Source organism: Pantoea sp. JGM49 (assembly GCF_018257655.1).
GTDB lineage: Bacteria > Pseudomonadota > Gammaproteobacteria > Enterobacterales > Enterobacteriaceae > Pantoea > Pantoea communis.
Window position 1 is genome coordinate 583,972 of sequence record NZ_JAERJM010000001.1, and the last position, 26,620, is coordinate 610,591.

25 protein-coding genes are annotated in these 26,620 nt (G+C 54.7%); 12 read left to right on the plus strand and 13 right to left on the minus strand.

The window, feature by feature from the left end; all coding sequences use genetic code 11:
• The first annotated feature begins 8 nt into the window (after window positions 1-8).
• Window positions 9-266 carry a hypothetical protein gene (locus tag JK231_RS02860; protein ID WP_034831174.1) on the plus strand — a complete coding sequence of 86 codons (258 nt, stop codon included), beginning with the start codon at window positions 9-11 and terminating at the stop codon, window positions 264-266.
• A 341-nt stretch (window positions 267-607) separates the two neighbouring features.
• Window positions 608-1,792 (plus strand): sugar transporter, encoded by a 1,185-nt coding sequence (locus JK231_RS02865; RefSeq protein WP_211727945.1) that lies wholly within the window; start codon window positions 608-610, stop codon window positions 1,790-1,792.
• 61 nt (window positions 1,793-1,853) lie between these two features.
• Here JK231_RS02865 and JK231_RS02870 read toward each other — a convergent pair whose 3' ends face one another.
• Window positions 1,854-2,111, minus strand: coding sequence for a YdgH/BhsA/McbA-like domain containing protein (locus tag JK231_RS02870; protein ID WP_034831180.1), 258 nt, complete (start codon window positions 2,109-2,111; stop codon window positions 1,854-1,856).
• A gap of 294 nt (window positions 2,112-2,405) precedes the next feature.
• On the opposite strand from JK231_RS02870, the gene JK231_RS02875 reads away from it, so the two are divergent.
• Window positions 2,406-3,059, plus strand: coding sequence for a TetR/AcrR family transcriptional regulator (locus JK231_RS02875; protein ID WP_097117087.1), 654 nt, complete (start codon window positions 2,406-2,408; stop codon window positions 3,057-3,059).
• 86 nt (window positions 3,060-3,145) lie between these two features.
• On the opposite strand, the gene rhaM is transcribed toward JK231_RS02875, so the two are convergent.
• The 4 genes from rhaM to rhaB are packed head-to-tail and all read right to left on the minus strand — an operon-like array spanning window position 3,146 to window position 7,024.
• Window positions 3,146-3,460 (minus strand): L-rhamnose mutarotase, encoded by a 315-nt coding sequence (gene rhaM, locus JK231_RS02880; protein ID WP_097117086.1) that lies wholly within the window; start codon window positions 3,458-3,460, stop codon window positions 3,146-3,148.
• A complete protein-coding gene (gene rhaD / locus JK231_RS02885; protein ID WP_211727946.1) occupies window positions 3,450-4,292 on the minus strand; it encodes a rhamnulose-1-phosphate aldolase in 843 nt (280 codons plus the stop codon). Before rhaD ends, rhaM begins: the two co-directional genes overlap by 11 nt.
• A 10-nt stretch (window positions 4,293-4,302) precedes the next feature.
• Complete coding sequence (locus tag JK231_RS02890; protein ID WP_211727947.1) at window positions 4,303-5,559, minus strand: L-rhamnose isomerase; 1,257 nt, start codon at window positions 5,557-5,559, stop codon at window positions 4,303-4,305.
• Window positions 5,543-7,024: a rhamnulokinase gene (rhaB, locus tag JK231_RS02895; protein WP_211727948.1), complete on the minus strand. Its 1,482-nt coding sequence runs from the start codon at window positions 7,022-7,024 to the stop codon at window positions 5,543-5,545. Before rhaB ends, JK231_RS02890 begins: the two co-directional genes overlap by 17 nt.
• A gap of 289 nt (window positions 7,025-7,313) precedes the next feature.
• On the opposite strand from rhaB, the gene rhaS reads away from it, so the two are divergent.
• Both rhaS and rhaR read left to right on the plus strand, forming a co-directional pair.
• The gene (rhaS, locus tag JK231_RS02900; protein WP_097117082.1) at window positions 7,314-8,135 is read left to right on the plus strand and encodes an HTH-type transcriptional activator RhaS; all 822 of its coding nucleotides are present in this window, start codon (window positions 7,314-7,316) and stop codon (window positions 8,133-8,135) included.
• Window positions 8,136-8,149: 14 nt separating this feature from the next.
• The gene (gene rhaR / locus JK231_RS02905) at window positions 8,150-9,016 is read left to right on the plus strand and encodes an HTH-type transcriptional activator RhaR (RefSeq protein ID WP_160832962.1); all 867 of its coding nucleotides are present in this window, start codon (window positions 8,150-8,152) and stop codon (window positions 9,014-9,016) included.
• Between the two features lie 44 nt (window positions 9,017-9,060).
• Here the strand turns inward: rhaR and rhaT are convergent, their stop codons facing one another.
• Entirely contained in the window at window positions 9,061-10,098 is a 1,038-nt protein-coding gene (gene rhaT, locus JK231_RS02910) for an L-rhamnose/proton symporter RhaT (RefSeq protein ID WP_097117081.1), read from the minus strand.
• Between the two features lie 366 nt (window positions 10,099-10,464).
• Between rhaT and JK231_RS02915 the strand changes: the two genes are divergently transcribed.
• The 3 genes from JK231_RS02915 (at window position 10,465) to aldA (ending at window position 12,536) form a co-directional block, all read left to right on the plus strand.
• Window positions 10,465-10,788, plus strand: coding sequence for a hypothetical protein (locus JK231_RS02915; RefSeq protein ID WP_097117080.1), 324 nt, complete (start codon window positions 10,465-10,467; stop codon window positions 10,786-10,788).
• Between the two features lie 14 nt (window positions 10,789-10,802).
• The gene (locus JK231_RS02920) at window positions 10,803-10,901 is read left to right on the plus strand and encodes a YoaK family small membrane protein (RefSeq protein WP_141399000.1); all 99 of its coding nucleotides are present in this window, start codon (window positions 10,803-10,805) and stop codon (window positions 10,899-10,901) included.
• Between the two features lie 198 nt (window positions 10,902-11,099).
• Window positions 11,100-12,536 (plus strand): aldehyde dehydrogenase, encoded by a 1,437-nt coding sequence (gene aldA / locus JK231_RS02925; RefSeq protein ID WP_211727949.1) that lies wholly within the window; start codon window positions 11,100-11,102, stop codon window positions 12,534-12,536.
• A gap of 163 nt (window positions 12,537-12,699) precedes the next feature.
• Here the strand turns inward: aldA and JK231_RS02930 are convergent, their stop codons facing one another.
• Together JK231_RS02930 and JK231_RS02935 are read right to left on the minus strand one after the other, a co-directional pair.
• Window positions 12,700-13,974, minus strand: coding sequence for an MFS transporter (locus JK231_RS02930; RefSeq protein ID WP_097117078.1), 1,275 nt, complete (start codon window positions 13,972-13,974; stop codon window positions 12,700-12,702).
• The gene (locus tag JK231_RS02935; protein ID WP_211727950.1) at window positions 13,971-15,392 is read right to left on the minus strand and encodes a M20 family metallopeptidase; all 1,422 of its coding nucleotides are present in this window, start codon (window positions 15,390-15,392) and stop codon (window positions 13,971-13,973) included. The genes JK231_RS02930 and JK231_RS02935 overlap by 4 nt, the downstream gene beginning before the upstream one ends.
• Before the next feature lie 148 nt (window positions 15,393-15,540).
• On the opposite strand from JK231_RS02935, the gene JK231_RS02940 reads away from it, so the two are divergent.
• Window positions 15,541-16,467, plus strand: a complete 927-nt coding sequence (locus JK231_RS02940; protein WP_160832965.1) for a LysR family transcriptional regulator — start codon at window positions 15,541-15,543, stop codon at window positions 16,465-16,467.
• Window positions 16,468-16,521: 54 nt separating this feature from the next.
• Here JK231_RS02940 and JK231_RS02945 read toward each other — a convergent pair whose 3' ends face one another.
• Entirely contained in the window at window positions 16,522-18,117 is a 1,596-nt protein-coding gene (locus JK231_RS02945; protein ID WP_211727951.1) for an ABC transporter substrate-binding protein, read from the minus strand.
• Window positions 18,118-18,230: 113 nt separating this feature from the next.
• On the opposite strand from JK231_RS02945, the gene pepT reads away from it, so the two are divergent.
• Window positions 18,231-19,457, plus strand: a complete 1,227-nt coding sequence (gene pepT, locus JK231_RS02950; protein WP_211727952.1) for a peptidase T — start codon at window positions 18,231-18,233, stop codon at window positions 19,455-19,457.
• A 176-nt stretch (window positions 19,458-19,633) separates the two neighbouring features.
• On the opposite strand, the gene JK231_RS02955 is transcribed toward pepT, so the two are convergent.
• A complete protein-coding gene (locus tag JK231_RS02955) occupies window positions 19,634-20,413 on the minus strand; it encodes a transporter substrate-binding domain-containing protein (protein ID WP_058962084.1) in 780 nt (259 codons plus the stop codon).
• Between the two features lie 14 nt (window positions 20,414-20,427).
• Window positions 20,428-21,594, minus strand: coding sequence for a methionine aminotransferase (locus JK231_RS02960; RefSeq protein ID WP_211727953.1), 1,167 nt, complete (start codon window positions 21,592-21,594; stop codon window positions 20,428-20,430).
• 126 nt (window positions 21,595-21,720) lie between these two features.
• On the opposite strand from JK231_RS02960, the gene JK231_RS02965 reads away from it, so the two are divergent.
• Complete coding sequence (locus JK231_RS02965) at window positions 21,721-22,602, plus strand: LysR substrate-binding domain-containing protein (protein ID WP_097117073.1); 882 nt, start codon at window positions 21,721-21,723, stop codon at window positions 22,600-22,602.
• Here JK231_RS02965 and JK231_RS02970 read toward each other — a convergent pair.
• Both JK231_RS02970 and JK231_RS02975 read right to left on the minus strand, forming a co-directional pair.
• Window positions 22,560-24,236 (minus strand): methyl-accepting chemotaxis protein, encoded by a 1,677-nt coding sequence (locus JK231_RS02970; protein ID WP_034830905.1) that lies wholly within the window; start codon window positions 24,234-24,236, stop codon window positions 22,560-22,562. The genes JK231_RS02965 and JK231_RS02970 overlap by 43 nt on opposite strands.
• Before the next feature lie 213 nt (window positions 24,237-24,449).
• Window positions 24,450-25,967, minus strand: a complete 1,518-nt coding sequence (locus JK231_RS02975; protein WP_211727954.1) for a carboxylesterase/lipase family protein — start codon at window positions 25,965-25,967, stop codon at window positions 24,450-24,452.
• 192 nt (window positions 25,968-26,159) lie between these two features.
• Here JK231_RS02975 and JK231_RS02980 point away from each other — a divergent pair, with 192 nt between their 5' ends.
• Window positions 26,160-26,594 (plus strand): DoxX family protein, encoded by a 435-nt coding sequence (locus JK231_RS02980; protein ID WP_034830906.1) that lies wholly within the window; start codon window positions 26,160-26,162, stop codon window positions 26,592-26,594.
• The last annotated feature ends 26 nt before the right edge of the window (window positions 26,595-26,620 follow it).

Here is a 26,620-nt window from a genome sequence, read left to right on the forward strand (position 1 = left end):
GACGTTAGATGCAACTCTATTATTACGTCGATAAGCATGCAGGCTATAACGACAACCATGTGGTACATGCAACAGGCTGCCCGTTCCTCCCTTCCGATGGTGCACGGCGCTTTCTCGGGACTTTCTACACCGCCACGGCCGCCATTCAACAAGCCCGTAAATTCTATTCCAATGCGATGGGATGCGAGCATTGTTGCCCGGTGGCGGTAAAAAAAAGCCTGACCACTCAGCATAGCGTGGCGCTAAAACACATGGTGCAACTCTGATAATGCTGGTCTGACAATCGCGTAGCGCTTAAGGCGTGTTGTTAAGTACGGCTGTCACATCGTTCTCATACAGAAACAGCCGACTTCCTCATCACGGAATCGTAAAGCGCTACGCTTTGATTGTTCTTGCCTGCGTTCACCCCTTAACCAAAAAGCAAGAATTGATAATAACCCCAGGCTATTAACCAGGTCTTCAGCGATAAAAAATATTCAGGAATAAAAACGGTCTATATGGTTTTCATCCGCTCATTAATGCTCCACAATAGCCCCAATTTGTGATGCAGGTCACTTAACTGGGCTCGTTTCGCCCCCTCACTCGCTGTCAGATCGATTTGAACCCCATGCAACCAACTACTGTCTCACGTAAAACAGCCTGGCTACGCGTTGTGCTGCTGGCGATTGCCGCCTTTGTCTTTAATACCACTGAATTTGTACCTGTTGGCCTGTTGTCGGATATAGCGGCGAGCTACGCCATGAAGACCGCTGATGTCGGTATTATGCTGACCATTTATGCATGGGTCGTTGCGCTGTTATCCCTGCCGTTAATGCTACTGACGCGGAATATAGAACGCCGTCTGCTGCTGTCGGTGTTGTTCATTCTGTTTATCGCCAGCCATGTGCTTTCGTCCGTGGCATGGGATTTCACCTCGCTGGTGATTTCGCGCATCGGCATCGCACTGGCGCACGCGGTATTCTGGTCGATTACTGCTTCACTCGCGATTCGTGTTGCTCCGGCTGGCAAAAAAACCCAGGCGTTGAGTATGCTGGCAACCGGTACGGCATTGGCGATGGTGTTGGGCGTGCCCATTGGCCGAATCGTTGGGCAATACCTCGGCTGGCGCACCACTTTCGGCATGATCGGCTTGTCAGCGTTGGTGCTGCTAATTTTGCTGGTGCGGATACTGCCACGTCTGCCGAGCGAGCACACAGGCTCACTGAGTAGCGTACCGATGCTGTTCCGCCGTCCGGCGTTAGTAGCAATGTATATTCTGGTGACGCTGGTGGTCACCGCGCACTACACCGCTTACAGCTACATCGAACCCTTTATGCAGGTGGTCGCGAATGCGGATGAGAACTTCACGACCTTACTGCTGTTGCTGTTCGGTTCAGCCGGGATTATCGGCAGCGTGCTGTTCAGTTCGCTGGGCAACAAATTCCCCTCAGCGATGTTACTCGCCGCGATTGGCATCATCACGTTGAGTATGGGGCTGTTGCTGTTTGCCGCCGTGCGCCCTGCAGCCATTTCGCTGCTGTGCATTTTCTGGGGCATGGCAATGATGATGATCGGCCTGGCGATGCAGGTTCGTGTGCTGTCACTGGCACCGGATGCCACCGATGTGGCGATGTCCTTGTTCTCAGGTATTTATAACATCGGGATTGGTGCGGGTGCCCTGTTGGGGAACCAGGTCAGCCTGCATATGAAAATGTCGGATGTGGGTAACGTGGGGGGGTTAATTGGACTGGTTGCGTTGTTCTGGTGTATCGCCATCTTCCGTCGGTATCCGCAACTCCGTTCAAACGGATAATCCGCTCATAACCAGGGGCCCACATCGGTGCGCCCCTGCGCCATTATTCGCGCTTTGGTAATTAGTTATAAATTACCGCTGTGCCATTTAGCTTGTTGTTGCCAGAGGTCGAAGTGATGCGGAACGACTTTGCTCCGGCAGCACTCGCCTTCTCCGATAGCTGATTCTCCAGTGAAGTCAGGTTAGTGCTACCTGATGCACTGACCACACCAATTTGCTGCTGGTTCAATGGTGCCTGATTCACTAGTTCAGCAGCCATGCTACCAAACGCGATGGATGACAGTGCGACTGCGGCTAATACCATTTTGATGCTTTTCATGATCGTCTCTCTTATGCAGATGAAAGGGGTCGGCCGAATTAAGTTAACAACCGTTAATTAAATGCTAGCGCCGAACTGGGCATCTCGTCAATCATTTTATTAACGGTCATTATTTTATTAAGAAGAGGCGTGATTATGGGCTTTAGCGCCCTTTTTCACTTATCGATTTGAGTGTTGTGCCGCAGGTAAAGCACAAACGGGCAAAGTGAATGAGAGGGAATGTCGGCTGCGCTTGCATATTTAGTTAGCGATCGGTAATTTAATCACATGTTCTTCATGCAGTGAGGTGTCCCTATGACGCAAATGACCGACACGCTTAATCGCAAAACGCGTGGTCGCCCCAAAGTGTTTGATCGCAACGATGCGCTGGATAAAGCGTTAATGTTGTTTTGGGCACACGGTTATGAAGGCACCTCGCTGTCAGATTTGGTGAACGCGACGGGGGCGAAAGCGCCGACGCTTTACGCGGAGTTTGAGAATAAGGAAGGCTTGTTCCGCGCAGCAATGCAGCGCTACATCGATACCTTCAGCGCGCAGCGTAATCAGGTGCTTAAGGATGAAACACTCGATGTCAAAGCCGCGATTGAGGCCTATTTTCGTGCTACTGCAGCCTGTTTTACCGAGTGCGATAAGCCCGCTGGCTGTTTCTTTATCTGCACCTCCAGTGCGCTCTCTTCAGGCTCAGACGAGATTGCACAGATGCTGGCTAAGCAGCACCATGCACAGGAACGGGCTTTGCAGCAATTTCTGGATGTCCGGCAACAGCGTGGCGAATTGCCGCAGTGTGCCAACAGCGGTACGTTGGCCAGCTATCTGGCCTGCGTGTTGCAGGGCATGTCAGTGCGCGCCCGTGAAGGCGCAAGCCGTGACGATCTCGATGGAATAGTCGATACGCAGATGGCCATCTGGCCCGCTCTGGCAGGCTACTGCGCGTTGAACGCGTCATAGCCTGCTGACGATGTTTTATCACTTTGCAGTCAGGTGCGACCTCCAGGCCGCCCCTGACTTGCACCAAAGTGTAATGTTTGAAATCCTTAAGGCATAAAAAACATCGGTTTTAACACCTGGCTGATCGGGCTATTGTTCGCATTCGATGGCATCAAATCTTTCATCGATGCCCACCAACGCTGGCACACTTCCGTGTTCGCGACCGCCTCCCAACGTGCTTCCGACTCTATCTCAACGCTGGCGAATAACAAATTACGCTCCGCATCCAGCCAAATCGCATAGTTGTGCGCACCGTGAGTTTTCAACGTCTGTTCCAGCTCAGGCCAGATCGGTGAATGGCGACGCAGATATTCATCATGACAGTGCGCATGCACCTGCATCACAAAGGCTTTACGCAACATCACTGCGCTCCGCATCCAATGCCGCTTGCCACGGTTGCACACTGAAGCGTTCTCCAAGTGCCACCAGCTGTTCGGTGGTGATGCTCTGGCGAATCCCACCCATCGACAAGGCTTTGACCACCACTTCTGAAGACTTCTCGGCCGTGTCGATCAGTCCAAAAGTTTCATCCAGATTCGGACCGGCACCGAAAATGCCGTGGAACGGCCACATCACCAGGCTGTGTGATGCCATGGCATCGGCAGTGGCTTGACCAATCTGATCGGTTCCCGGCACCATCCACGGCAGGATACCGACGCCATCCGGGAACACCACCAGACATTCGGTGCTGCCTTCCCATAGCAAGCGCGTGAAACGGGCGGAATCCAGATTCACTACGTAACTCAACGCCATAAAATTGGTGGCATGGCAGTGCATAATCACGCGGTCAGCCCCATTGGAAACCTGCTTGCGCACGCTATGCGACTGGAAATGCGCCGCCAGTTCCGAGGTCGGCAACCCGCCGTTGCTCAGACCCCAGTGGATTTTGTACGACAGCCCTTTGTCGTCCACCTGTAACAGCGCCAGACAGTCGGCGGGATCAAGTTGAACGTTACGGAAGAATTTGCCAGAACCGGTGACCAGGAACCAATCGTTGGCCAGCGCGGGCGCCGGTTTGGTTAACTCAATACAGCGCGGTTCGGCATAAAAATCAGCTGACCAGGCCTGCGCTTCCTCCGGCAGCAAACGCAGGCTGACATTGCCACCATTGCGCTCATCCCAGCCTTTCAGCCACATATCACTGGTCGCCTTCACCATGTTCTGAACGAATGAAGAAGAGAGAATATTTTGCATGGTAGATCCCTTATCGTAGACGCAATGTTTGTTGTTCATAATGACGCACTTCGCTCAGCCAGCTGGCATCGGCGGGCACATCATGTCGCAGACACCAGGCTTCCCAGACCGCCTGCCATGGCAGAGATTTCTGCTCTTCCAGCAGTGCCAGACGCGCGGTGTAATCCCCTTCCTGCTCACATTTTCGCAGCTGATCGCTGGGTTCCAGCAGTGCGCGCAGCAGCGCTTTTTTGGCGTTGCGGGTGCCAATCACCCAGGCTGCGATGCGGTTAATCGAGGCGTCAAAGAAGTCCAGGCCGATATGCACTTTGTCGAACAGTTTGTGGCGGGCGATCTCAGTGGCGATGGCCTGCGTTTCATCATCGAGCAGCACCACGTGATCGCTATCCCAGCGTACCGGGCGGCTGACATGTAACAGCAGGCGCGGCACGTACAGCATGGCGGTTGAAATCTTGTCGGAGATCACTTCGGTAGGATGGAAATGTCCGGCGTCTAACGTCAGCGCCGTTTGACGGCTGGCGGCGTAGCCGAGGCAAAACTCGTTGGAGCCCACGGTGTAACTCTCCGCGCCGATACCAAACAGTTTGCTTTCCACCGCATCGATATGATGACGCGGGTCGAGCTTCTCGCTGATGACTTCATCCAGCGCGCTGGCCAGACGCTCGCGCGGTGCCAGACGATCGATGGTGAGATCTTTCATGCCATCAGGCACCCAGATGTTCATCACCGATGGGGTTCCCAGCTGTTCACCAAAGTGCGCTGAAATACGGCGGCTGGCTTTGCAGTGGTCGATCCAGAACTGGCGAATCCCTTTATCAGCATGGGAAAGCGTAAAGCCGTCGGCGCTCAGCGGGTGTGAGAAGCAGCTGGGGTTAAAATCCAGTCCTAATTTGTTGGATTTCGCCCACTCTACCCAGCCGCTAAAGTGCTTCGGCTCAATGGCATCGCGTTCAACTGGCGAATCGCTGTCCAGATAAATGGCGTGGAGGTTGAGGCGTTTGGCGCCGGGGATCAGCGACATGGCTTTTTCTATGTCCGCACGCAGCTCATCCGCGTTGCGAGCGCGTCCTGGATAATTGCCGGTGGCCTGAATACCGCCCGTCAGTTCGCCATTCGGGTTTTCAAAGCCACGAACATCATCCCCCTGCCAGCAGTGCATCGACACCGGGATGCCATCCAGTTGGGTCATTACCTGGTCCACATCAATACCCAACGCCGCGTAGCGTTGTTTCGCCAGTTCAAAGGCTTGTTCAATCAGCTTTGTCATATGCAAGTTCCTTAGCAGGTTGGCTCAGTGCCGCAAAGCGTGCCTGGTGGGCAGCAAAGATGCTGGCGTTCTGAGGTGCAAACGTTTCTAACGGGAAATTTTTATCGATGCAGCGACGCAATTCGGCCACATCACGCAGTTCACCCAACGCCATCAGCTGGCAGCCGACATTACCCAGCGTTGAGGCTTCAATGGGGCCGGCCAGTACGGGCATTTCGCAGGCATCGGCACAGAGTTGGTTCAGTAATGGGTTCTGACTGCCGCCGCCGACCACATGTAACTGGCGAATCGCGGTTCCGCGCAGGTTGCCCAGTTCGCCTATCACCTGGCGATACAGCAGCGCCAGGCTGTCGAAAATGGTGCGTGCCAGCGCTGCAGGGCTTTGTGGAATCGGCATATGCTGCTCAGCGCAGGCATCCTGAATCTCCTGCACCATGCTGGCGGGATTAATAAAACGCGTATGATTAGGATTGATCAGGGCACGACAGGCGGATTCATTTTTTGCTTCGTCAATCAATGCGCAGAGATCTGAGATGTGCAATTCGCTGCATACGCGCTGTAATAGCCACAGTCCCATGATGTTCTTCAACACCCGATAGCCTTCCGCGCCACCTTCGTTGGTGATATTGGCGTCGAGCGACGTGCGGTTGACGCAGGGTTGCAGACTTTCTATGCCCATTAACGACCAGGTGCCAGAACTGAGATAAGCGGCATCATCCTGCATCAGCGGCGTGGCCAATACCGCGCTGGCGGTATCGTGGGTGGCGACGGCCACCACCGGGATCTTTTTACCACTGGCGTTAACCCAGTTGCCCACGGTGTTGCCCGGCGCAGTCGGTTTGCCAAACCAGTCGGCATCAATCCCCGCCCACGCCAGCAACTCGCGATCCCACTCGCCGGTGTCAATGTTGAGCAGCTGCGTGGTGGTGGCGTTGGTGTACTCCCAGTTCATATTGCCGGTCAGACGGTAATGCAGATAATCCGGGATCATCAGCGCATGTTTGACCTGTGCCTGCCAGCCCGGTTGTTGCTGGTGCAACGCACGCAGCTGATAAAGGGTATTGAAGGGCAGAAACTGGATGCCCGTGCGCTGGTAAATCGCGGCTTTACCCAGCTCATTGATCGCTTGTGCCATCACGCCATCGGTGCGCGAATCACGATAACTGACCGTTTCGCCCACCCGATCGCCGTTGGCATCCAGCAGCACCAGATCCACGCCCCAGGTATCAATGCCGATGCTGTCCGGCACGATGCCCTCATCATCTAACTGCGCCAGCCCTGCGCGAATCGCCTGCTCCAGACTGTCGAGATCCCAGCAGTCATAACCAGCGCGACGAACACGTTGGTTGGCAAAACGACACACTTCACGCAGGGTGATGCGCTGGTTAGCAGAGGTCCATTGTGCGAGCATCACGCGCCCGCTGGATGCGCCTAAATCAATGGCAACAATGTTACGCATACTCATGGCGTTTCTTCCTGTGATGAGATGGCTTTAGCGTATGAATACTGGCGCTTTGCCACCTTCCCCTTACTGCCAGCGCGTGATAGTCGATGGCAGGCTGGCAAAGATGATCGTGAGAAAGCTCACAGAACCGGGGAACAACAGAGTTGTGAGCTTTACCGCAATTCCATCAATCACTTGGCCGATCTTGAATAATTCGCCATTTTCCTGCGCTGTGCGGTTTAAATTTCAAGGTAAGGTGCACAGCGCCTGCGTAGACTCGGTTACAAAATTGTTAATCGAGAGGCGCATCATGACCGTTCTGCACAGTGCTGATTTCTTTCCGGAAGGAAACTACGCGATTGCTATTGAGCCGCGCGTGCCTCAGCAGGCCTTTCCCGAGCATCATCATGATTTCCACGAAATCGTGCTGGTTGAGCAAGGTTCCGGTATTCACGTGTTTAACGGCCAGCCGCAGACCCTGTGCGCCGGTTGCGTGTGCTTTGTACGCGATCACGATCGCCATCTGTATGAACAAACCGAGAATTTGTGCCTGACCAATGTGCTGTACCGCAGCCCGGCAGCGTTTCGTTTTCTCTCTGGTTTACAGTCATTGCTGCCCGGTGATGAAAACGGCAACTATCTGTCGCACTGGCGTATCAATCACAAGGTGATGGCGCAGGCGCTGCAGATTGTGACGCAGATGAAACAGCAGGAGGTCTGGTCGCTGGAGCGACAGGCGCATCAGGAGCAGCTGTTTTTGCAACTGCTGGTGCTGCTGCGCGAGGCGGGTCACAACGATCAGGCGCAGGATCAGGAAGCGCGTCTGCATCGGTTGCTTGACTGGCTCAATGAGCACTACAGTGAAGATATTGAATGGGATGCGCTGGCCGATCGCTTCTCGCTTTCGCTGCGCACCCTGCATCGCCAGATGAAGCAGCAAACCGGCAATACGCCGCAGCGCTACCTGAATCGTCTGCGCTTATTGCAGGCCCGGCATCTACTGCGCCATAGTGATATGCGCATAACGGACATCGCCTATCAGTGCGGATTTGGTGACAGCAACCACTTCTCCACGCTGTTTCGGCGGGAATTTGGCTGCGCGCCCCGAGCGGAGCGCCAGCAGATGATGTAACTGGAGTGGTTCCCATGTCGCTGATTTTGACGCGCGAAGACTATTTCCCGGCCACCAATTTGCCGATTGCGGTGGCCGAACGCATGCCTCAACCCTCCTTCCCCCCGCATCGTCATGAATTCAGTGAAATTGTGATCGTCTGGCGCGGCAACGGCTTGCACGTGCTCAACGAACGCCCGTGGTTGATTACCTGCGGCGATGTGTTCTATATCCGCGACAATGATTGCCACAGTTATGACAGCGTCAACGATTTGGCGCTGGATAACATTCTTTACTGCCGCGATCGCTTTCGTCTGAGTCTGGACTGGAGCCAACTGCTGCCCCCGCAGGACGATGATGCACCCAGCTGCTGGCGCTTAACCACGCGCGGCATGGCGCTGGCGCGTGGCGTGATCAGCCAGCTGGAGCGGGAGAGCCGTAAAAGCGATTCGTTGTCGATCCAGCTCTCTGAAGCCCTGTTTCTGCAGCTGGCACTGATCTTGCGTCGGCATGGTTATGCCGCCGACCGTCCATGGGCGCTGCCGGAGGGTGAACAGCTTGATTTACTGATGTCTGCCTTACAGGGTGCACTGCACCGCCCATTCGACCTGGCCCATTTTTGCCAGCAAAATGAATTAAATGAGCGTGCACTGAAGCAGCTGTTTCGTCAGCAAACCGGCATGACGGTGGGCCACTATTTACGGCAGCTGCAACTGTGCCAGGCAAAATATTTGTTACGCACGCAGGATTGTTTAATCAGTGAAGTGGCCGCTCGCTGCGGCTTTGATGACAGCAATTACTTCTCGGTGGTGTTTACGCGGGATACCGGTTTGACACCCAGCGCCTGGCGCCAGCGTTTTCTTCCTCAGCACGCCTCACTGAGCGACAAAATAAAAGCCTGACGCACCTTGCCGCGCGTCAGGCTTGTTCTAAAGCGGCCAATTCATTAGCCGTTGGCCATGCCCAATCCGACGATGTTGGCGGCAATGATGATCACCACGCAACCCAGCGACAGCACGCGAACCGGACGCTGCCCCACCGCTTTCCACTCTTTCAGCACCAGACCCACCAAACCACCGCACAGCACATACAGGCTCATGTGCAGCATCCAGCTGACAAAGTCGTATTGCGGAGGGATTTTCGCGTGGCCCCAGGCATAGAAGAAGAACTGCAGATACCACATGGTGCCGCCGAGCACGGCGAAGGCCACGTTAGCGATCAGCATCGGTTTCGCCACTGAGAAGTCACGGCGCACCGACAGTTCAGGTTTGATCGCCAGACGGATAAAGCAATAGGCCAGGTTAACCAGCGCACCGCCGCCCATGATCACCACATAACTTGGCAATGCCACGTACAGCGGGTTGATACCCAGATTGGCTGCCGCTTCATGCATCGGTTTTGCCGCATCCATCGCGAACGACATCCCGGCGGAGAAGATGCCACACAGTACCGCCAGCACCAGCCCTTTCTTCAGATTAAACTCTTCTGCATTGATGCCGAGTGCACGCTCTTTCAACAAACCGGCACGTGAAACGATCGCCACACCCACCAACGCCACCAGTACGCCTAACAACGTCATTCGTCCGCCCGGCGAGCTGAACAGCTCTACAAAGCGTCCCTGCAACAGCGGCGTCATCAGGGTGCCCACCACGAGGGTGATACCGATGGCAATACCAATGCCCATCGACATGCCGAGATAACGCATGGTCAGGCCATAGTTGATATTTCCGACTCCCCACATGGCACCAAACAGAAACACCGGCAGCAGCTGCGAGAAGCTAAAACTACCGTAATACGCCCAGAAGTTGGGCAGCAGCACGGCACTGACCGCCCATGGCAGAATCAGCCATGACATCACGCCGCCCACTGACCACATTGTTTCCCATGACCACTTTTTTACCTGCTTAAACGGAGCATAAAAACATGCGGCACTGGCGGCACCCACCAGATGCCATAAAATACCGGCAAGAATGGCACTGTTCATTGTTATTCCTTCGTAAGGTTGAGGCCCACAGGAAACCGACAGTTTCCCGATTAGCAGCAGTCTACGGTGCGCAGCTTTTCTTCAGCCTTTGGATGGCTGCCGGAAAGCGCGCACTGCTGGCAAAATTCGGCGGGTCTTCAACATGAGGATCACAAAATCGCATTTGCAGGCAACATTCTGACTGATTTTTATAAGTGACTTATTATTGGGGATATTTTTTATTTTTGTTGTGTTGATCGACACAGTTTTTGACTGACTGCCAGCCTGCTGTTTAACATGGCAGTCACGCAAAGCCGCCCGATGAGCTTTCCCCGACGTGGCGAACTCCGTATAACGTTGGAAAAATCATCGCAACGAAGGAATGAGATGAATAGCAAAAGGTTGACGCTGCTGTTGTCGCAGCAGGTGAGCCGCGTGATGCTGGATGATATCCGCGCCATTGTGCCGCCCCAGGCGTTAAACGTGTTCATTAATGGATTGGATGAAGAACGTTACGCCACACTTGACTGCATCCAGAGCGAAGAGAACTGCGCCCTGCTGGCTTCGGCCATCGTGGTGTGGCGTCAACTCGGGCATGTTCACCGCATTCGGTATCAGAAAGGCGAACATCTGCGCGAGGTGGATGACGCCAGCCAATTCCAGCTGTTCAGTATGATGAAAACCCATCGCGCCATTGTTCAACTCGCTTAACGATCAGGATAATTATGAAAATCGGACTGCTCTTCCCTATTGCCATCATCATTGCTGGCGTCAGTTTCCTCGCCTGGTTTATCGCCAGCGGCGCGGCGGTGCCGGGCTCCTGATATTTTTGCTGAAAAGGATGATTAGCTAACACGCTGAATACGCGGCATTTCATCAGGAATGCTGCGTCTGTCGTACCGTTCTTCCCTTCTCTGCCATCTCGTCATCCGCTCTGGCACTGACAAAAAGGTGCTACACCTTGATCTGTTTCACTCTTGATTCACACCCTGATAACGAAACCGATCGCGGAGACCCTACAGATGACAACACACCATCAACATTACATTAATGGCGCGTTTGTAAACGATCAGAACGATAAATGGATTGAGGTCATCAATCCGGCGACTGAAGCGCTGCTGTCTCGCGTGCCGCAAGGCACTCAGCAAGATGCAGCACAGGCAATTGCGGCAGCAGAAACTGCACAACCCGGCTGGGAAGCGTTGCCCGCAGTAGAACGCGGCAACTGGTTGCGTAAAATTGCCGCCGGTATCCGCCAGCGTGAACCCGAATTGACGTCCACGATTGTGGCGGAAGGCGGTAAAACGCAGGGGCTGGCGCAAACTGAAGTGCTTTTCACTGCCGATTATCTGGATTACATGGCCGAATGGGCGCGTCGTTATGAAGGTGAAATCGTCAATAGCGATCGCCCAAATGAAAATATCTTTGTATTTAAGAAAGCCATCGGTGTCACCACCGGTATCCTGCCGTGGAATTTCCCCTTCTTCCTGATTGCGCGTAAAGCCGCTCCGGCGCTGATTACCGGCAACACTATTGCCATCAAACCCAGTGAGCTCACCCCTAACAACGCGGCGATTTTCGCGCAGATTGTGCATGAGATTGGCCTGCCGAAGGGCGTGATCAACTTTGTGTTTGGTTATGGTCCTGAAGTCGGTCAGGAGCTGGCGGCGAACCCGAAAGTCGGTTTGGTGAGCCTGACCGGCAGCGTCGGCGCGGGCATTGCCACCATGCAATCCGCAGCGAAAAATGTCACCAAGGTGTCGCTGGAACTCGGCGGCAAAGCCCCCGCGATTGTCATGGATGATGCAGACCTGGATCTCGCTGTGAAGGCGATTGTCAGCTCACGCGTGATCAACACCGGACAGGTGTGCAACTGTGCGGAACGCGTGTATGTCCAGGAAGGCATTTATGATCGCTTTATCACCGCTCTGACTGCCGCAATGAAGCAGGTGAAGTTTGGCAATCCGGCCGAACAAACCGATATCGACATGGGCCCGCTGATCACCGCCGCCGCGCTGGAACGCGTGGAGCAGAAAGTCGCCAAAGCAGTGTCTGAAGGCGGAAAAGTAGTGCTGGGCGGCAAACGCGCCGGTGATAAAGGGTTCTACTTCGAACCGACGATTATTACCGGTGTGCGTCAGGAGATGGAGATCATGCGTGAAGAGATCTTTGGTCCGGTATTACCAGTGATGACCTTTAAAACCCTTGATGAAGCCGTCGCGCTGGCTAACGATTGTGAATATGGCCTGACCTCTTCGATTTACACGCAAAATCTGAACACGGCGATGATTGCGCTGCGTCAGTTGAAGTTTGGTGAGACCTACATCAACCGCGAGAACTTCGAGGCGATGCAAGGGTTCCATGCAGGCTGGCGCAAATCGGGTATTGGTGGTGCGGATGGACGTCACGGACTGGAAGAGTATCTGCAGACCCACCTGGCGTATTTGCAGTTCTCCTGAGTGAAATACCTGGCTGAATAGGTTACCAGCCAGGTATCGTCATGAGGTGAAGTCGCGCCATAACTGGCGCATTTCTTCAGGCTGCGCAATGGAATGCGCAGCTCCGGTATGCCTAAGCTCTTCGCCTTTAGATAGGGGGGCAAACTAATCCGCTCAACCGCTTTTAAGCGATACGCTTCTGGCTGCGTAGCAAGGCTAATCCACTTAGTACCGACATCGCCATCAGGTAATAACCGGGTGCCAGGCTGGTGCCGGTGGCAGTGATCAGCAGCGTACAAATCAGCGGTGCAAAACCACCAAACACCGTCACCGCGACGTTATAGCTGATCGCCATCCCACTGGCGCGAGTACCAATTGGGAACAAGTCGGCCATCACCGACGGTACCGTCGAGAAATAGATTGATTTCAGCAACGCCATCCAGCACACCAGAATAATCAAGGTGGTCGGCGTGGTGTGATTCACCACCAGCTTAAACGCTGGATAGATAGTGATGATCAACAGGATCAGCGAGCCCCACATCAACGGCACGCGGCCAACACGCTCCGCCAGTAAGCCCATCAGCGGCGTCACCACCGTCAGGATCACCCCTGCCAGCAAGGTCGCAGTGAACGCGGCGGAACCTGGCAGATGCAGGTTTTTGGTGGCGTAAGTTGGCACGTAGTTGAGCATGTAGTTTACTGCGGTGGAGATCACCATCAGGCCAATCGCCAGCAGCATCAGCTCCTTCTGACGCCCGAACAGACGTTTCAACGGTGCGGCCTCCGGCGCTTGCGCTTCAAAACTGGCAGGCTCATGCACATGGCGGCGGATGTAGATCCCCAACGGACCAATCAGCAGACCGAAGGCAAACGGGATACGCCATCCCCAATCCTGAATCTGGCTCTCCGTGAGGATCTGCGTCAACCCCAATCCAAACGCCGAGGCCAGCAGCGTACTCGCGCCTTGCGTGGCAAACTGCCAGCTGGCGATAAACGCCCTGCGCTCCGGGAAATGCTCGACCAGAAACGCCGTTGAGCTACCGAATTCGCCACCCGCTGAGAAGCCCTGTACCAAACGCGCCAGCAGAATCAGCAACGGCGCAATCAAACCAATAGTGCCGTAGCTCGGCATAAAGGTGATCACCGCGCCGCCCAGCATCATCAGGTTAATGGATAGCAGCAGCGCCTTTTTACGCCCGTGGCGGTCGGCATAGTTACCCAGCACAATCGCGCCTAACGGACGAATCAGGAAGGAGACGCCGAAGCTACCAAAGGTCAGCAGCAAAGAGACCGAGGGATCGCTGGTGGGGAAGAACGCATGGGCAATGTAGCTGGCAAAGAAGCCGTACACCGCAATATCAAACCACTCCAGTGCATTACCGATACAGGTGGCAAACAGCGTTTTGTGCAGATTTGGTTTGGTGCTGCTCAATGGGGCAGCCGTGTTAAGCGTACTCATGCAGCACCTCCTGCGTGCAGACGGTGTTTAGCCACCAGTTCGCTGCCCTGCTCGCCCAAATCCCACAGCAGTCGGGTCATAATTTGCAGACCTTCACGCGCAATCGACTTCAGCATATGTTCGTTGACGCCATGCTGACCGCAGGCCGGGTAGGAGTGCGGCACCCACAAGGTTGGCAGGCCGAGAATGTCTGAGAACACTTCGTTGGGCAGTGAACCGCCCAGATTCGGCAGCAGCGCCGGTTTTTTGCCGCTGGTCTCTGCCATGCTCGCCAGCACCCAATCCACCAGCGGATCGGTAGGATCGAGTCGCGTCGCCGGTGAGCCGCGCATAAACTCCACTTTTACGTAGCCAAAACCGTGCTGCGCCAGGTGCTCGCTCACATGCTGAGCCAGGTTTTCCCAATCGGTACCGACCACAAAGCGCAACTGGCACACCGCCGTGGCTTCACCGGGAATGGCATTCATCGGACGCGCAGGATTGCCGGTCAGGAACGCGAGGACTTCCAGTGTATTCCAGCCGTAGAGTCTTTCTGTCGGAGAAAGCGTCGGCTCGCCCCAGGTGGGATCAATCTCTGGATCGCCTGGCATCCCGCCCACTTCGATGTCGCTGAGGATGTCGCGCACTTGCTGAGTGAGAGAGTCAGGTTTCAGCGCATCAACCTGCAGCACGCCCCTTTCGTTCACCAGACAAGCAATGGCGTTGGCGAGTTGAGTACCCGGATTGGTCAATAAGCCGCCCCAGTTACCTGAGTGATAGGCGTTGTCACGCGCGGTGACGGTGAGACGGAAGTTGACCGCACCCCGGGAGCCAAGGAACAGGGTTGGGCGCACCGCATTGAGACGCGGGCCGTCAGAAGCGATAAACAGATCGGCTTTAAGCAGTTCAGCATGATGCTGGCACAGCTGAGCCAGACCCGGAGAGCTGATCTCCTCACCCATCTCAAACAGCATTTTGCAGTTGAATCCGAGTCGTCCACCACGTGCTTTAAATACCTGCTCCAGCGCAGCAAGGTTAACGCAGTGCTGGCCTTTGTTATCCGCGCTGCCGCGTGCGTACCAGCGATCGCCTTCTTCCACCAACTGCCACGGCGATAGGCCTTCGCGCCAGTTTTCGTCATCGCCGAACACCACATCGCCATGGCCGTAGCTCAGCAAGGTCGGCAGAGACGGATCTTCGATGCGCACCGCCACCAGGAAGGGGCGATGAGCGGCTTCAGGGTTATCGATAAAGTGCAGCGTAAACCCCAGTGCGATCAGCTGAGGGCCAATTTCATCCTGTAAGTAATGCTGTAATTCGTTGTCGCGATCCTGGCGCTGGCTTTCGGTGCGCTGTGCCACGCGTCGGGCCAGTGTTTCCTGAAACTCCCCGCTGTCGAACCAGGCGGTGGCTTGTTGTACCGCTTCTTTAGCTGTCATGTTTGCATGTCTTTTATTGGTATTTTGGTTTTGTCATCTTTGCGGAAACCTTGCTTTGCCACAATTATCAATTTATCGAGTATGATTTGCTTTTTTGGCAAAGCTCCGCTGCCCGATTTCGAGGCATGCACCAGCATGAGGCATTCGCATGATAAGCAACGAGATCCGCTATTTTCTGGCTGTCGCCAATACCGGTTCGCTCAGCGCGGCCAGTGAACAGCTGTTTGTGGCGGTGTCGGCCATCAGCAGGCAGATCCAGCGACTGGAAAATCAGGTCGGCGTACCGCTGTTCGATCGCCATGCGCGCGGTATGGTGCTGAATGAAGCCGGTGAAATTTACGCTCATCACGTGCGCAAAAATATGCTGGAGATGGAATACGCGCTGGCAGAAATCAAAGGATTAAAGGCCGTACGACGCACGCTGATTCGCGTGGCCTGTACCGATGGGTTGGCCTTTACGCTGCTGCCGCGCATGATTGCCGCCTTCCGTGAGGATAATCCCGGCGTGCTGTTTGATATCAAAGTGGCGAGTACGCAGGGTGTCGCCGAGTTATTGCGCAGTGGTGAATGCGATCTGGCACTGCAATTTAGCCTGCACGCTGAACGCGGTGTGGAGGTGATCGGTTCCTGGCCAGCGCCGGTGCTGCTGGTGATGCATCAGAGCCATCCGCTGGCTAGCGCAACACACGTGACCCTGAACGATGTCAGCCACTATCCGCTGGCGTTGCCGCAACAAAACACCACGGTGCGCCAGCTGTTTGAGCTGGCGAGCCATATGAGCGGCAATTTGATTGAACCGGTGATCACCTGCGATACCTTCTCAACGCTGTTCCACTTCTTGCTGCGTACACCGCTGGCCCTGACCATTTGCAGCGCCTTTACCGTGCTGCAAGAGGCGGAAACGCACGGCTTGATATTACGTTCTGTGGGAATTGATCAGTTGAGTCAGCGCAACCTGCAGCTACAGGCGCAATCAGGGCGACCTCGCAGTGCCGCCCTGAATGTGTTTATGACGTTTTTACTGCAGCAAATGAACGCGCTGGAAGAGCCGTTGCGTCAACGCTGGAAGCCATAATCGCCAGGATTTTGGCAATCTAGCGGGCCGCCTTTGGATTGCCCGCTGCCATCATCAATCCTTAATATCGACCGGAAAGAAAATGTGTTTGCCAAACGGATCGACGGTATATCCGCTCACCGTTTTGCGCACCGGCTCGAAAATTGTCGAATGGGCGATCATCACGGCAGGCACCTGGTCATGCATCATCTGCTGCGCTTCGCGATACAGGGTGACGCGCTTGTCATGGTTTTGCTCAGCACGTGCTTCGGTGATGATCTTCTCGAACGGCTGATAGCACCATTTGGAGGAGTTGGAGCCGCCATTGGCCGAGGTGCAGCTGTAGAGCGGGCCGAAGAAGTTATCCGGATCGCCAGTCGCCGTGGTCCAGCCCATCAGCGCCGCCTGATGCTCGCCGCCCTTCACGCGCTTCAGGTATTCACCCCACTCATAACTGACGATGTTGGCTTTAATGCCCACCTGCGCCCAATCTGCCTGAATCATCTCTGCCATTCGTCGCGCATTCGGGTTGTAAGGACGCTGTACCGGCATCGCCCACAGTGAGATTTCGGTGCCGGGTTTTATGCCCGCTTCCTGCAGCAACGCTTTGGCTTTCTGCGGATCATAATCGTAATCTTTCAGATCCTTGTCGGCGCTCCAAACATCCGGCGGCAGAATATTTTTCGCCACCGTGCCGGTGCCTTTGAAGATCGCGTCAATTATCGCCTGCTTGTTAATGGCCATCGCCAGCGCCTGGCGGACTTTAACGTTATCCAGCGGCGCTTTAGTGGTGTTGAACGACAGGAAACCGGTGTTGAGTCCCGATTTCTGTTCCAGCGTCAGGTCAGGATTGGTGCGCATTTTTTCCAGATCGGCCGGATTAGGGAACGGCATAATCTGGCACTCGTTTTTTTCCAGCTTGGCATAGCGCACTGAGGCATCTGGGGTGATGGAAAAGACAATGCGATCCAGTTTCGCTTTGCCCTGCCAGTAATCCGGGAAGGCTTTGTAGAGAATGCGGGAGTCTTTTTGATATTGCACCAGCTCAAATGGCCCGGTGCCGATCGGCTCCATGTCCACTTTTTCTGGCGTACCGGCCTTCAGCATCTGATCGGCATACTCCGCAGAGTGAATGGAGGCGAAGTACCAGGCCAAATCCGCGAGGAACGGCGCTTCCGCATGCGCCAGCGTGATGCGCACCGTATTGTCATCCACTTTCTCTATATTCTTGATCAGCTTCGCCAGTTCCAGGCTATCGAAATTGCTGTAGTTGCCACCGGAGACGTTGTGGTAGGGGTTTTTGGGATCCATCTGACGCATAAACGAGAAGATCACATCATCGGCATTCAGGTCGCGCGAGGGTTTAAACAGTTTGTTGCTTTGGAATTTAACCCCTTCGCGTAAGTGAAACGTGTATACCGTGCCGTCCGGGCTGATATCCCAGCTTTCAGCCAGGCTTGGCACCAGTTCTGTGGTGCCGGGCTTGAAGTCTACCAGGCGATTGAAAATCGGCACTGCGCTGGCATCCACACTGGTTCCCGAGGTGTACAGCTGTGGGTTGAAATTCTCAGGCGAACCTTCAGAACAGTAAACCAGCGTTTTTGCCGATACCCCGCCTGCTACCGCTAAACACAACGCGCTGAGTGTGAACTTTGCCATCATCTTTTTCATTGTGATCCTCGTTTTTGTTGACTTCCATGAGCCCGCATCGGTATGTATTGATAAATAACACGATTTATCCGAGGTGTGTAATGCACATCGCGCAAAGCTAATAAGGAAATGTGATGACAGAACAACTCGCGCGCCAACTGACCCAACGTTTTTACCGTTATCTGGCGGTTTCCAGCCAGAGCGATGCCAAATCCACCACGCTGCCCAGCACCCCTTCACAACATGCGATGGCGGAGCTGCTGGCGCAGGAACTGCGTGAGCTTGGGCTGCAGGATATCGTCATCGATCAGCATGCCACGGTGACCGCAGTAAAACCGGGCAATCGGCCTGATGCACCGCGCATTGGCTTTATTACCCATATCGACACGGTTGACGTGGGTTTATCACCGGATATCCACCCGCAAACCCTGACGTTTAACGGCGATGATTTGTGTCTGAACGCGCAGCAGGATATCTGGCTGCGCGTGGCGGAACATCCGGAGATCGCTCCCTATCACGGCCAGAAGATTATTTTTAGCGATGGCACCAGCGTGCTCGGCGCCGATAATAAAGCGGCGGTGACGGTGGTCATGACGCTGATGGAAAACCTCAAAGGCGATCATGGCGACATCGTGGTGGCATTTGTGCCGGATGAAGAGATTGGATTGCGCGGCGCCAAAGCGCTGGATTTGGAGACACGCTTTAACGTTGATTTTGCCTGGACTATCGACTGCTGTGAGCTGGGCGAAGTGGTGTATGAGAACTTCAATGCGGCGGCGGCGGAACTGGTGTTTACCGGCGTGCCGGCGCATCCGATGTCCGGTAAAGGCGTGCTGGTGAATCCGCTCCTGATGGCGCACGACTTTATTTCACGTTTCGATCGCCTGGCCACGCCAGAACATACCGAAGGACGCGAAGGCTATATCTGGTTTAACGATATCAATGCCAACGCCAGCCGTGCGGTGTTGAAAGCATCGATTCGCGACTTTGATTTACAGGGATTCGATGAAAAAAAACAGCAGTTGGTGGAAGTCGCGGATGAGATCGCCGCGCTTTATCCTACCGGGCATGTTTCACTCACCATTAACGATACTTACAGCAACATCAGCAATGCGATTGGGGAAGACCGTCGTGCGATTGACTTGATATTTGCGGCGCTCGAACAGGTGGGTGTGGAACCGAAAGTGATCCCTATGCGAGGTGGCACGGATGGTGCGGCCTTATCGGCCAAAGGATTACTGACACCGAACTTCTTTACCGGCGCGCACAATTTCCACTCACGCTTTGAGTTTTTACCGATGCCGTCGTTTGTGAAGTCTTATCAGGTGGCGGAAGCGCTGTGTTATCTGGCGGCGAAATAAGCAAGAACTTTACCGGCAGATCTTAATGCTGTCAGAGGCACAGTGAGGGTCCGGCGACCGTTGGGAGGCAATGCCACCCACTTCGACGTAAACGAAAAAGGCTGCCATAGATGAACAATGGCAGCCTTAATTTAATCCGGTTTTAACGGCGCAGCGCGCCAGAGTGGCGCTTGCTGTTATTTCGCTGCGGTCACATCAATGCCAGGGAAGAATTTCGCCGCCAGCTTGGTGATGGTGCCGTCAGCCTGCACTTTCGTGATAGCCGCATCCAGTTCACCTTTCAGCTTGGCATCACCCTTACGCAGGCCGAAACCGATACCGGAACCGAGGATGGTGTCATCTTCAACCGGCTTGCCAACAAAGGCGAAACCTTTGCCCTGTGGCTTATCGAGGAAACCAGACTGACCCGCAGCTGACATCACCAGCGTGCCGTCAAGGCGGCCCGCCACCATGTCGTTATAAACCTGGTTCTGGTCCTGATAAGAGGTCACGGTCACGCCCTGCGGCTCCCAGTGCTTCTTAGCGTAAGTTTCCTGGATTGAACCCTGCAGTACGCCGATGTTTTTGCCTTTCAGCGACTCGGCGGTTGGCAGGACTTTCTCGCCCTCTTTCACGATCAGCATGGTCGGAATACGGTAGATGGGCTTGGTGAAATCGATGCTTTTGGCACGCGCTTCAGTGATGTTCATCGCCGAGTTGATCGCATCAAACTTTTTCGCCTGCAGTGCCGGGATCAGCGCATCAAAGCTGCTTTCCACCCACTTACAGTCGAATTTGCCAACTTCGCAAATCGCTTTACCCAGTTCGATATCAAAACCTTCCAGCTCGCCCTGTGCGTTGCGGCTTTCAAACGGCGGATATTGGGATTCCAGACCGTAGCGTAAGGTTTCCTGTGCCAGTGCGTGTGCAGAAGTCAGCATACCCAGCGCCACAAACAGTGCGTTTAACTTTTTCATTATTCTTCCCCTAATTACCCTTTAACCCGGCACAGCGCTTCCGCGCCAGCCTGCAGTGTTGCGTCGTCTTTCGCGAATGACAGGCGAATTAATTTATTGTCAGTGCCGTCCATATAAAACGCCGACAACGGAATGGTGGCCACACCGTGATCGACGATGAGACGTTTTACCATTTCACTGTCGCTTTCGTCACTGAAATGTCCGTAACTGGCCAACATAAAGAAGGAACCTGCGCTTGGCAGCAGCTTAAACGGCGAATCTTGCATCAATGACAGCAGGCGATCGCGTTTTTCCTGATAGAACGGTGACAGCTGCAGATAGTTTTGCGGATTCTGCAGATAGTGCGCAAAACCCACCTGCATTGGCGTATCGGCGGCGTACATCATGAACTGATGCACCTTCACAATTTCTTCCATCAACGCGGCCGGTGCCAGCGCATAACCGACGCGCCAGCCGGTAACGTGGAAGGTTTTGCCGAATGAAGACACGATCACGCTGCGCTGTGCCAGTTCCGGATGGGTTGCCATGCCGCAGTGGGCACGGCCATCAAACAGGATGTGTTCGTACACTTCGTCGGACAGTACCACGATATCCGTGTTGCGGGTTAAGGCCGCCAGCTGCTCCAAATCGGCTGGCGTCAGCACCTGCGCACTGGGGTTGTGCGGCGTGTTGATGATGATCATGCGGGTGCGCGGCGTGATGGTGGCGCGCAGTTCATCCCAGTTGATCGCAAAATCCGGCACCTGCAACTTCAGGCCAATCGGGGTTGCGCCCTGTAAACGCACCACCGGCGCATAGCTGTCGAACGCCGGTTCAAAGAAGATCACCTCGTCACCAGGATGCACCAGCGCCGAAATCGCCATGTAAATACCCTGGCTGGCGCTGCCGGTGATCAGCACTTCGCTGCCCGCATCATAGCGCCGGCCATAAAGCGTCTCGACTTTTTCAGCCAGCGCTTCACGCAGCGCCGGTAAACCGGTCAGAGAGGCATATTGGTTATGACCTTCGCGCATGGCTTTACTAACCAGCTCCACCAGATGCGGATCGCACGGGAAGTTCGGCGCACCTTGCGACAGGTTGATGGCTTTATGTTGTGCTGACAGCTGGCCGATGACGCTGAAAATCGTCGTGCCGACATCGGGCTGTTTGGAAGAGATGTTAACACTGCTATTCAAGGTCATCGTTGCTCCACAAGGTTGCATAACCACGTAAGGAAAGTAGATTTCTATTCAACGGTGAGACGCTTGAGTCGACAAGCGAATTGTTGTCATAATAGCCATGATTAAAAATCATAGCATGAGGTCGTTATGTCCCGCTCCGCCCTGCCGTTGAATGCCATCCATGCTTTTCTGGTCACCGCACGCCATCTTAACCTGACGCGCGCCGCCAGCGAATTATGCATTACGCAGGGTGCGGTGAGCCGTAAAATCGCCACGCTGGAAAGCTGGCTGGGATTTCCCTTGTTTGCACGCCATGCGCGTGGTCTGCATCTTACCGAGCAAGGCGCGGTGCTGTTGCCCGAACTGCAACAAGGTTATGCCATGCTGGTGAATGCCACCGAGAAAGCCAGCCGCAGCAATGCCTCAATTCGCCTGAAAGCGCCCACCTGTGCCATGCGCTGGCTGGTGCCACGTTTGGTGGCGCTGGAGCAACAGCGGCCGGAAATCCATGTGGCACTGACCACCACGCTGGACCACGCTTCACAGCTGGAAAATTATGATGCGGCGATTGTGTTTGGCACGCCGCCTGCCGGTTCCATTCGTTTATTTGATGAGCGACTGACACCGGTCCTGGGCAGCAACATCACGCCACCCGTGGGCATCAGCGATTTGGCGAGGTTTACTTTTTTGCATCCCACCAATGATTCCCGCGACTGGCAAATGTGGCTGGCGGATCAAGCGGCCACTGTGCCGATGGCACGCAATCAGCACTTTGCTACTATGGATCTGGCCATCAGCGCGGCGATTCAGGGCTTTGGTGCAACGGTGGCGGATGTGACACTGGTGCAAAATGATTTGGCGAATGGTCGCTTGATTGCCCCGTTTGCCAACAGCGTGGCCACCGGGGCAGCGTACAGCCTTTTACAGTGCGCAGAACAGGATGCGCCACCGTTCCTGCCGGATCTGGTGGCGTGGTTGTGTCAGCCTCAGAATGAAACCCACTCATCGGCGCTGGCCGACTTCGATTGAGCGACAGGCGTACTGGTTAACAGCGGACGGCGCAGAACGGTGCTGGCTGGCGCGGCCTGAGCTTTACCTAACGGCGCACTGTCCGACAGACGGAATTTCGCGACAGAAGCCTGCAACTCTTCCGTTTGACGCTCCAGCGCACTGGCCGCCGCAGAAACCTGCTCTACCAGCGAGGCGTTCTGCTGAGTCACGCTGTCCATTTCCGTGACGGCGGTGCCAACTTGCGAAATGCCCTTGCTCTGCTCTTCGGAGGCGGCCGCGATGTGCTTCATGATCTCATTCACATCCTGCACCGACTTCAGAATATCGTTCATGGTGCTGCCTGCGCTGCTGACCAATGCAGAGCCCTTATCCACGCGCTGGACGGAATCTTCAATCAGCGTGGCGATCTCTTTCGCCGCCCCGGCACTGCGCTGTGCCAGATTACGCACTTCACTGGCCACGACCGCAAAACCACGGCCTTGTTCGCCCGCACGCGCGGCTTCAACGGCGGCGTTAAGCGCCAGGATGTTGGTCTGGAAAGCAATGCTGTTGATCACGTTGGTAATCTCAGCAATTTTCTTCGAACTGCCGGAAATGCCCTGCATGGTGGTGACCACTTCCCCTACCAGACGGCCGCCCTGCTGCGCGGTGCCGGTAGCCGTTTCTGCCAGTGAACTGGCCTGACGGGCGTTGTCGGCGTTGAATTTCACCGTTGCCGTGAGCTGCTCCATACTGGCCGCAGTTTGCTCCAGCGCGGCCGCTTGCTCTTCGGTACGGGAGGAGAGATCGTTGTTACCGGATGAGATTTCTGCCGCGCCGCGATAGATATTCTCGGTTCCGCTGCGAATGGCGCTCACGGCTTCACGCAGGCTGTCCTGCATCGCACGCAGCAGCGGCACCAGTTTGCCAACACAGTTGCGGCCGAAATCTTCCACGGGCTGACTAAGATCGCCTTGGGCAATCACTGCAAAATGGTTACGTACGCGCTCCAGTGGTTTCACCAGCATCGCTACCAGATAACGGTCGGTGAACAGCAAAATCACCAGACCGAACACCACAGCAACCAAAATAATCACCTTAGTAATGTTGGTGAGTTTATCGACGGTGACACGGGTTTCATCCAGCTTAATGCCGGCGGCTTTATTAAACGCCTCCGCGCTGGTGCCAAAGGCGCGGCTGAGGGCGGGCGTCACGTTATTAGCCTGTGTGCGGTAAGCTTCAACGGTGCTCTGCTGTGCCAGCGACACCTGCGGCGCAATCCCCTCATCCAGCAATTTCTGCCAGCTGGCGATAACGCTGTTAACCGTTTCACTGTCCATCGGGCCAGGTGCCATCGCTTTGAATTGCACCAGCTGCGCTTTCATACTCTCCAGCGCCTGTTGCACCGGTGCGAAGGCATCCGCGCTTACTGCCGCGCCCGATGCACGCCCTTCCATCACGCGGGATAGACGCGTCACCACACGAAAATATTGATCGTTGCCTTTACTCAGTACCGTCATCTGATTAACCAGCTCACGGTCTATCTCATTCCCTTCGCCGAGGGCATTGAGCGAGTGCACGCTAAATAATCCGACACCGCACCACAGCAGGCAGAACAGCCCGAGAATAGTCAGCATGACGGCGCGAATAGTGAAGTTTTTTAAGATTCCCATACATAATCCCTTGGTGTGAAACGCGTAGGAGGCCCGATAAAATCGGGCATATTGCGTTTATCGGCAGTGGATTGGGAAAATGTAACGGTTTAATAAGCTAATTAATTGCTGTCTGCTTAAGCCGGATAGGAAATGTTATTCCTGAAAATCAATGGATTAGCCGAAAATTTGCCTTATAAATTCATTTGCGCAATTTCACTATTAGCCTGCTCATCAAAGCTTAACGTGACTGCGCATCATCAGACGGAACAAACGCAGCCGCCCACGCATAAAACGCGCCTTCAACACCGCTTGCGGTTTACCCTGATCACCGAGGGCTAATGTCAGGTCTTCACGGGGACGCCACACCGGCCAGTCGATTTTGCCCTGTAGCCGATAGCTAAACTCACTGGCATCCCGGGCGAAGGTCACCCAATAGGTACTGACCATGTCGGCGAAGCGCTTGTCTGCGGCAGTGTAATCCCGCTCAGGCAGCGGTTTCAGTGAGGTCAGCGTGTTGAACACATAGGGGATTTCGTTGCCGTGCCAGGTGCCATGTGGATAGAGGTCGCGGGCGTTCTCTGACACATAGTCGAACCAGTATCGCCAGGCAGGCATGCCAATACTGTGTTGAGACTGCGCCACCAGTAACGGGATCACGGTAAACGCCATGTCTCGCGCCACTGCCCGGCCCAGTAAGGTATCGTCGTGAATATCGTATAGCCATTTCATCAGGCCATAACTCAGGCGATTTTTGCGACGAATTTGTTGTAACACCGTTGCAGGATCAACACCAAAATAATCCAATACGCTGGCTTCATCACTGTTACTTCCCACCATCAACGGCACCCGATGCTGTTTACCGGTCATAAAGGTTTCGAGCATCGGTTTGGGGAGCACCGCATCACCGCTGATTGCCACTGGACCTAATCCCAGTGGACGTTGCAGCGGCCAGAATTGATCGGCAGGTAACTGACGAAGCTGTTCGGCAGAGGCGTGATCCGGCAGGCCAAAATGCGCTGCAACCTGTTTACCGATCTGTTGCGCCCTCCTGCGCGGCACATCCGGCAAGCTGTATGCACTCTGGACAATACCTTTGTGGAACAGCCCTTCAGCCAGCGGAGAACAGCACAAAGACAACACGCTGCGCGCCCCCGATGATTCGCCAAACAGTGTGATATTTTGGCGATCGCCGCCAAAGGCAGGAATATTGCGTTGAACCCATTGCAGCGCAGCGATTTGATCCAGCAAGGCAAAGTTATTTACCACCGCTTCTTGCGGGTATTCAGCATCCAGCGCCGGATGGGCGAAAAAGCCAAAATGGCCAAGACGATAATTGAGCGTGACCACTACGACGCCCTGCGCGGCTAAGGCTTTGCCGCGATAGGGATCAAGACTACCCGCGCCGATGGTAAAGCCTCCGCCGTGCAGCCACACCATCACCGGCAAGGGACGGGAGGGCTCAACGTCTGGGGTCCAGATATTCAGGTACAGACAATCCTCATTGAACCGGCCCGGATCGCCGCCACCCACTGCCACGCAATAATCCCGGTTTTGCCAGCTGGCATCACCCCATTGCGTGGCTTCACGTACTTCTTGCCAGTGTGCAACCGGCTGTGGCGGACGCCAGCGCAGTGCGCCCACAGGTGGCGCGGCGTAAGGTATTCCCTTGAAGACAAAAAGATCATCGTCAATCAGGCCTCTGAGTTCACCCTCTGCGGTCATGATCCTCAGACGTCGTTCGTTTTTCATCTCGGGTTCCCAGATCAAGCTTGGTTCCATTATTTGCAGGCCTTGAGCGAATGTCCATGTTCTGAAAGCATTTGCAGATTAAGCCGAATATGCTTTCGATCCGTTGAACATCTCCATCAAATTATTTGGCTAACCCTGGCATGGCGAATTGCATTAAGGTTACAAGTTAACCTGGCGAGACGGAGAAGCGCGATGTTTGGTGGTATCAACCAGATGTTCAATCGGATGAGCGATCACCCGGACTTCGGTAAACTGCTGTTACGTCTGACGTTTGGCGGCCTGCTGTTATTTCATGGCGAATTCAAGGTGATGCATGGCGTCGATTGGATCGCTCATATGTTGGCCGTTAAAGGCATGCCAGGTTTCATCGCTTACGGTGCTTACATCGGGGAAATAGTGGCACCTGTCATGGTGATCATCGGTTTAATGACGCGCCCTGCGGCTTTCATTATTGCGGTGAACATGGTTGTTGCGACCTTGCTGGTAAAAATGGGCGCGGTCTGGCATCGCACAGATGTTGGCGCCTGGTCTCTGGAAACAGAGGCGCTTTATCTGCTGGGCGCACTCGCCATCATGTTCTTGGGTGCCGGGAAGTACACGCTGGTGCGTGATTCGCGCTTGCAATAAAAATCAAAATAAATGAAGCCGGTCTG

Bases quoted from the DNA above. Each gene is read 5' to 3' on its own strand.
- JK231_RS02860 (WP_034831174.1), top strand. From the start codon at position 9: ATGCAACTCTATTATTACGTCGATAAGCATGCAGGCTATAACGACAAC.
- JK231_RS02865 (WP_211727945.1), top strand. From the start codon at position 608: ATGCAACCAACTACTGTCTCACGTAAAACAGCCTGGCTACGCGTTGTG.
- JK231_RS02870 (WP_034831180.1), bottom strand. From the start codon at position 2,111: ATGAAAAGCATCAAAATGGTATTAGCCGCAGTCGCACTGTCATCCATC.
- JK231_RS02875 (WP_097117087.1), top strand. From the start codon at position 2,406: ATGACGCAAATGACCGACACGCTTAATCGCAAAACGCGTGGTCGCCCC.
- rhaM (WP_097117086.1), bottom strand. From the start codon at position 3,460: ATGTTGCGTAAAGCCTTTGTGATGCAGGTGCATGCGCACTGTCATGAT.
- rhaD (WP_211727946.1), bottom strand. From the start codon at position 4,292: ATGCAAAATATTCTCTCTTCTTCATTCGTTCAGAACATGGTGAAGGCG.
- JK231_RS02890 (WP_211727947.1), bottom strand. From the start codon at position 5,559: ATGACAAAGCTGATTGAACAAGCCTTTGAACTGGCGAAACAACGCTAC.
- rhaB (WP_211727948.1), bottom strand. From the start codon at position 7,024: ATGAGTATGCGTAACATTGTTGCCATTGATTTAGGCGCATCCAGCGGG.
- rhaS (WP_097117082.1), top strand. From the start codon at position 7,314: ATGACCGTTCTGCACAGTGCTGATTTCTTTCCGGAAGGAAACTACGCG.
- rhaR (WP_160832962.1), top strand. From the start codon at position 8,150: ATGTCGCTGATTTTGACGCGCGAAGACTATTTCCCGGCCACCAATTTG.
- rhaT (WP_097117081.1), bottom strand. From the start codon at position 10,098: ATGAACAGTGCCATTCTTGCCGGTATTTTATGGCATCTGGTGGGTGCC.
- JK231_RS02915 (WP_097117080.1), top strand. From the start codon at position 10,465: ATGAATAGCAAAAGGTTGACGCTGCTGTTGTCGCAGCAGGTGAGCCGC.
- JK231_RS02920 (WP_141399000.1), top strand. From the start codon at position 10,803: ATGAAAATCGGACTGCTCTTCCCTATTGCCATCATCATTGCTGGCGTC.
- aldA (WP_211727949.1), top strand. From the start codon at position 11,100: ATGACAACACACCATCAACATTACATTAATGGCGCGTTTGTAAACGAT.
- JK231_RS02930 (WP_097117078.1), bottom strand. From the start codon at position 13,974: ATGAGTACGCTTAACACGGCTGCCCCATTGAGCAGCACCAAACCAAAT.
- JK231_RS02935 (WP_211727950.1), bottom strand. From the start codon at position 15,392: ATGACAGCTAAAGAAGCGGTACAACAAGCCACCGCCTGGTTCGACAGC.
- JK231_RS02940 (WP_160832965.1), top strand. From the start codon at position 15,541: ATGATAAGCAACGAGATCCGCTATTTTCTGGCTGTCGCCAATACCGGT.
- JK231_RS02945 (WP_211727951.1), bottom strand. From the start codon at position 18,117: ATGAAAAAGATGATGGCAAAGTTCACACTCAGCGCGTTGTGTTTAGCG.
- pepT (WP_211727952.1), top strand. From the start codon at position 18,231: ATGACAGAACAACTCGCGCGCCAACTGACCCAACGTTTTTACCGTTAT.
- JK231_RS02955 (WP_058962084.1), bottom strand. From the start codon at position 20,413: ATGAAAAAGTTAAACGCACTGTTTGTGGCGCTGGGTATGCTGACTTCT.
- JK231_RS02960 (WP_211727953.1), bottom strand. From the start codon at position 21,594: ATGACCTTGAATAGCAGTGTTAACATCTCTTCCAAACAGCCCGATGTC.
- JK231_RS02965 (WP_097117073.1), top strand. From the start codon at position 21,721: ATGTCCCGCTCCGCCCTGCCGTTGAATGCCATCCATGCTTTTCTGGTC.
- JK231_RS02970 (WP_034830905.1), bottom strand. From the start codon at position 24,236: ATGGGAATCTTAAAAAACTTCACTATTCGCGCCGTCATGCTGACTATT.
- JK231_RS02975 (WP_211727954.1), bottom strand. From the start codon at position 25,967: ATGAAAAACGAACGACGTCTGAGGATCATGACCGCAGAGGGTGAACTC.
- JK231_RS02980 (WP_034830906.1), top strand. From the start codon at position 26,160: ATGTTTGGTGGTATCAACCAGATGTTCAATCGGATGAGCGATCACCCG.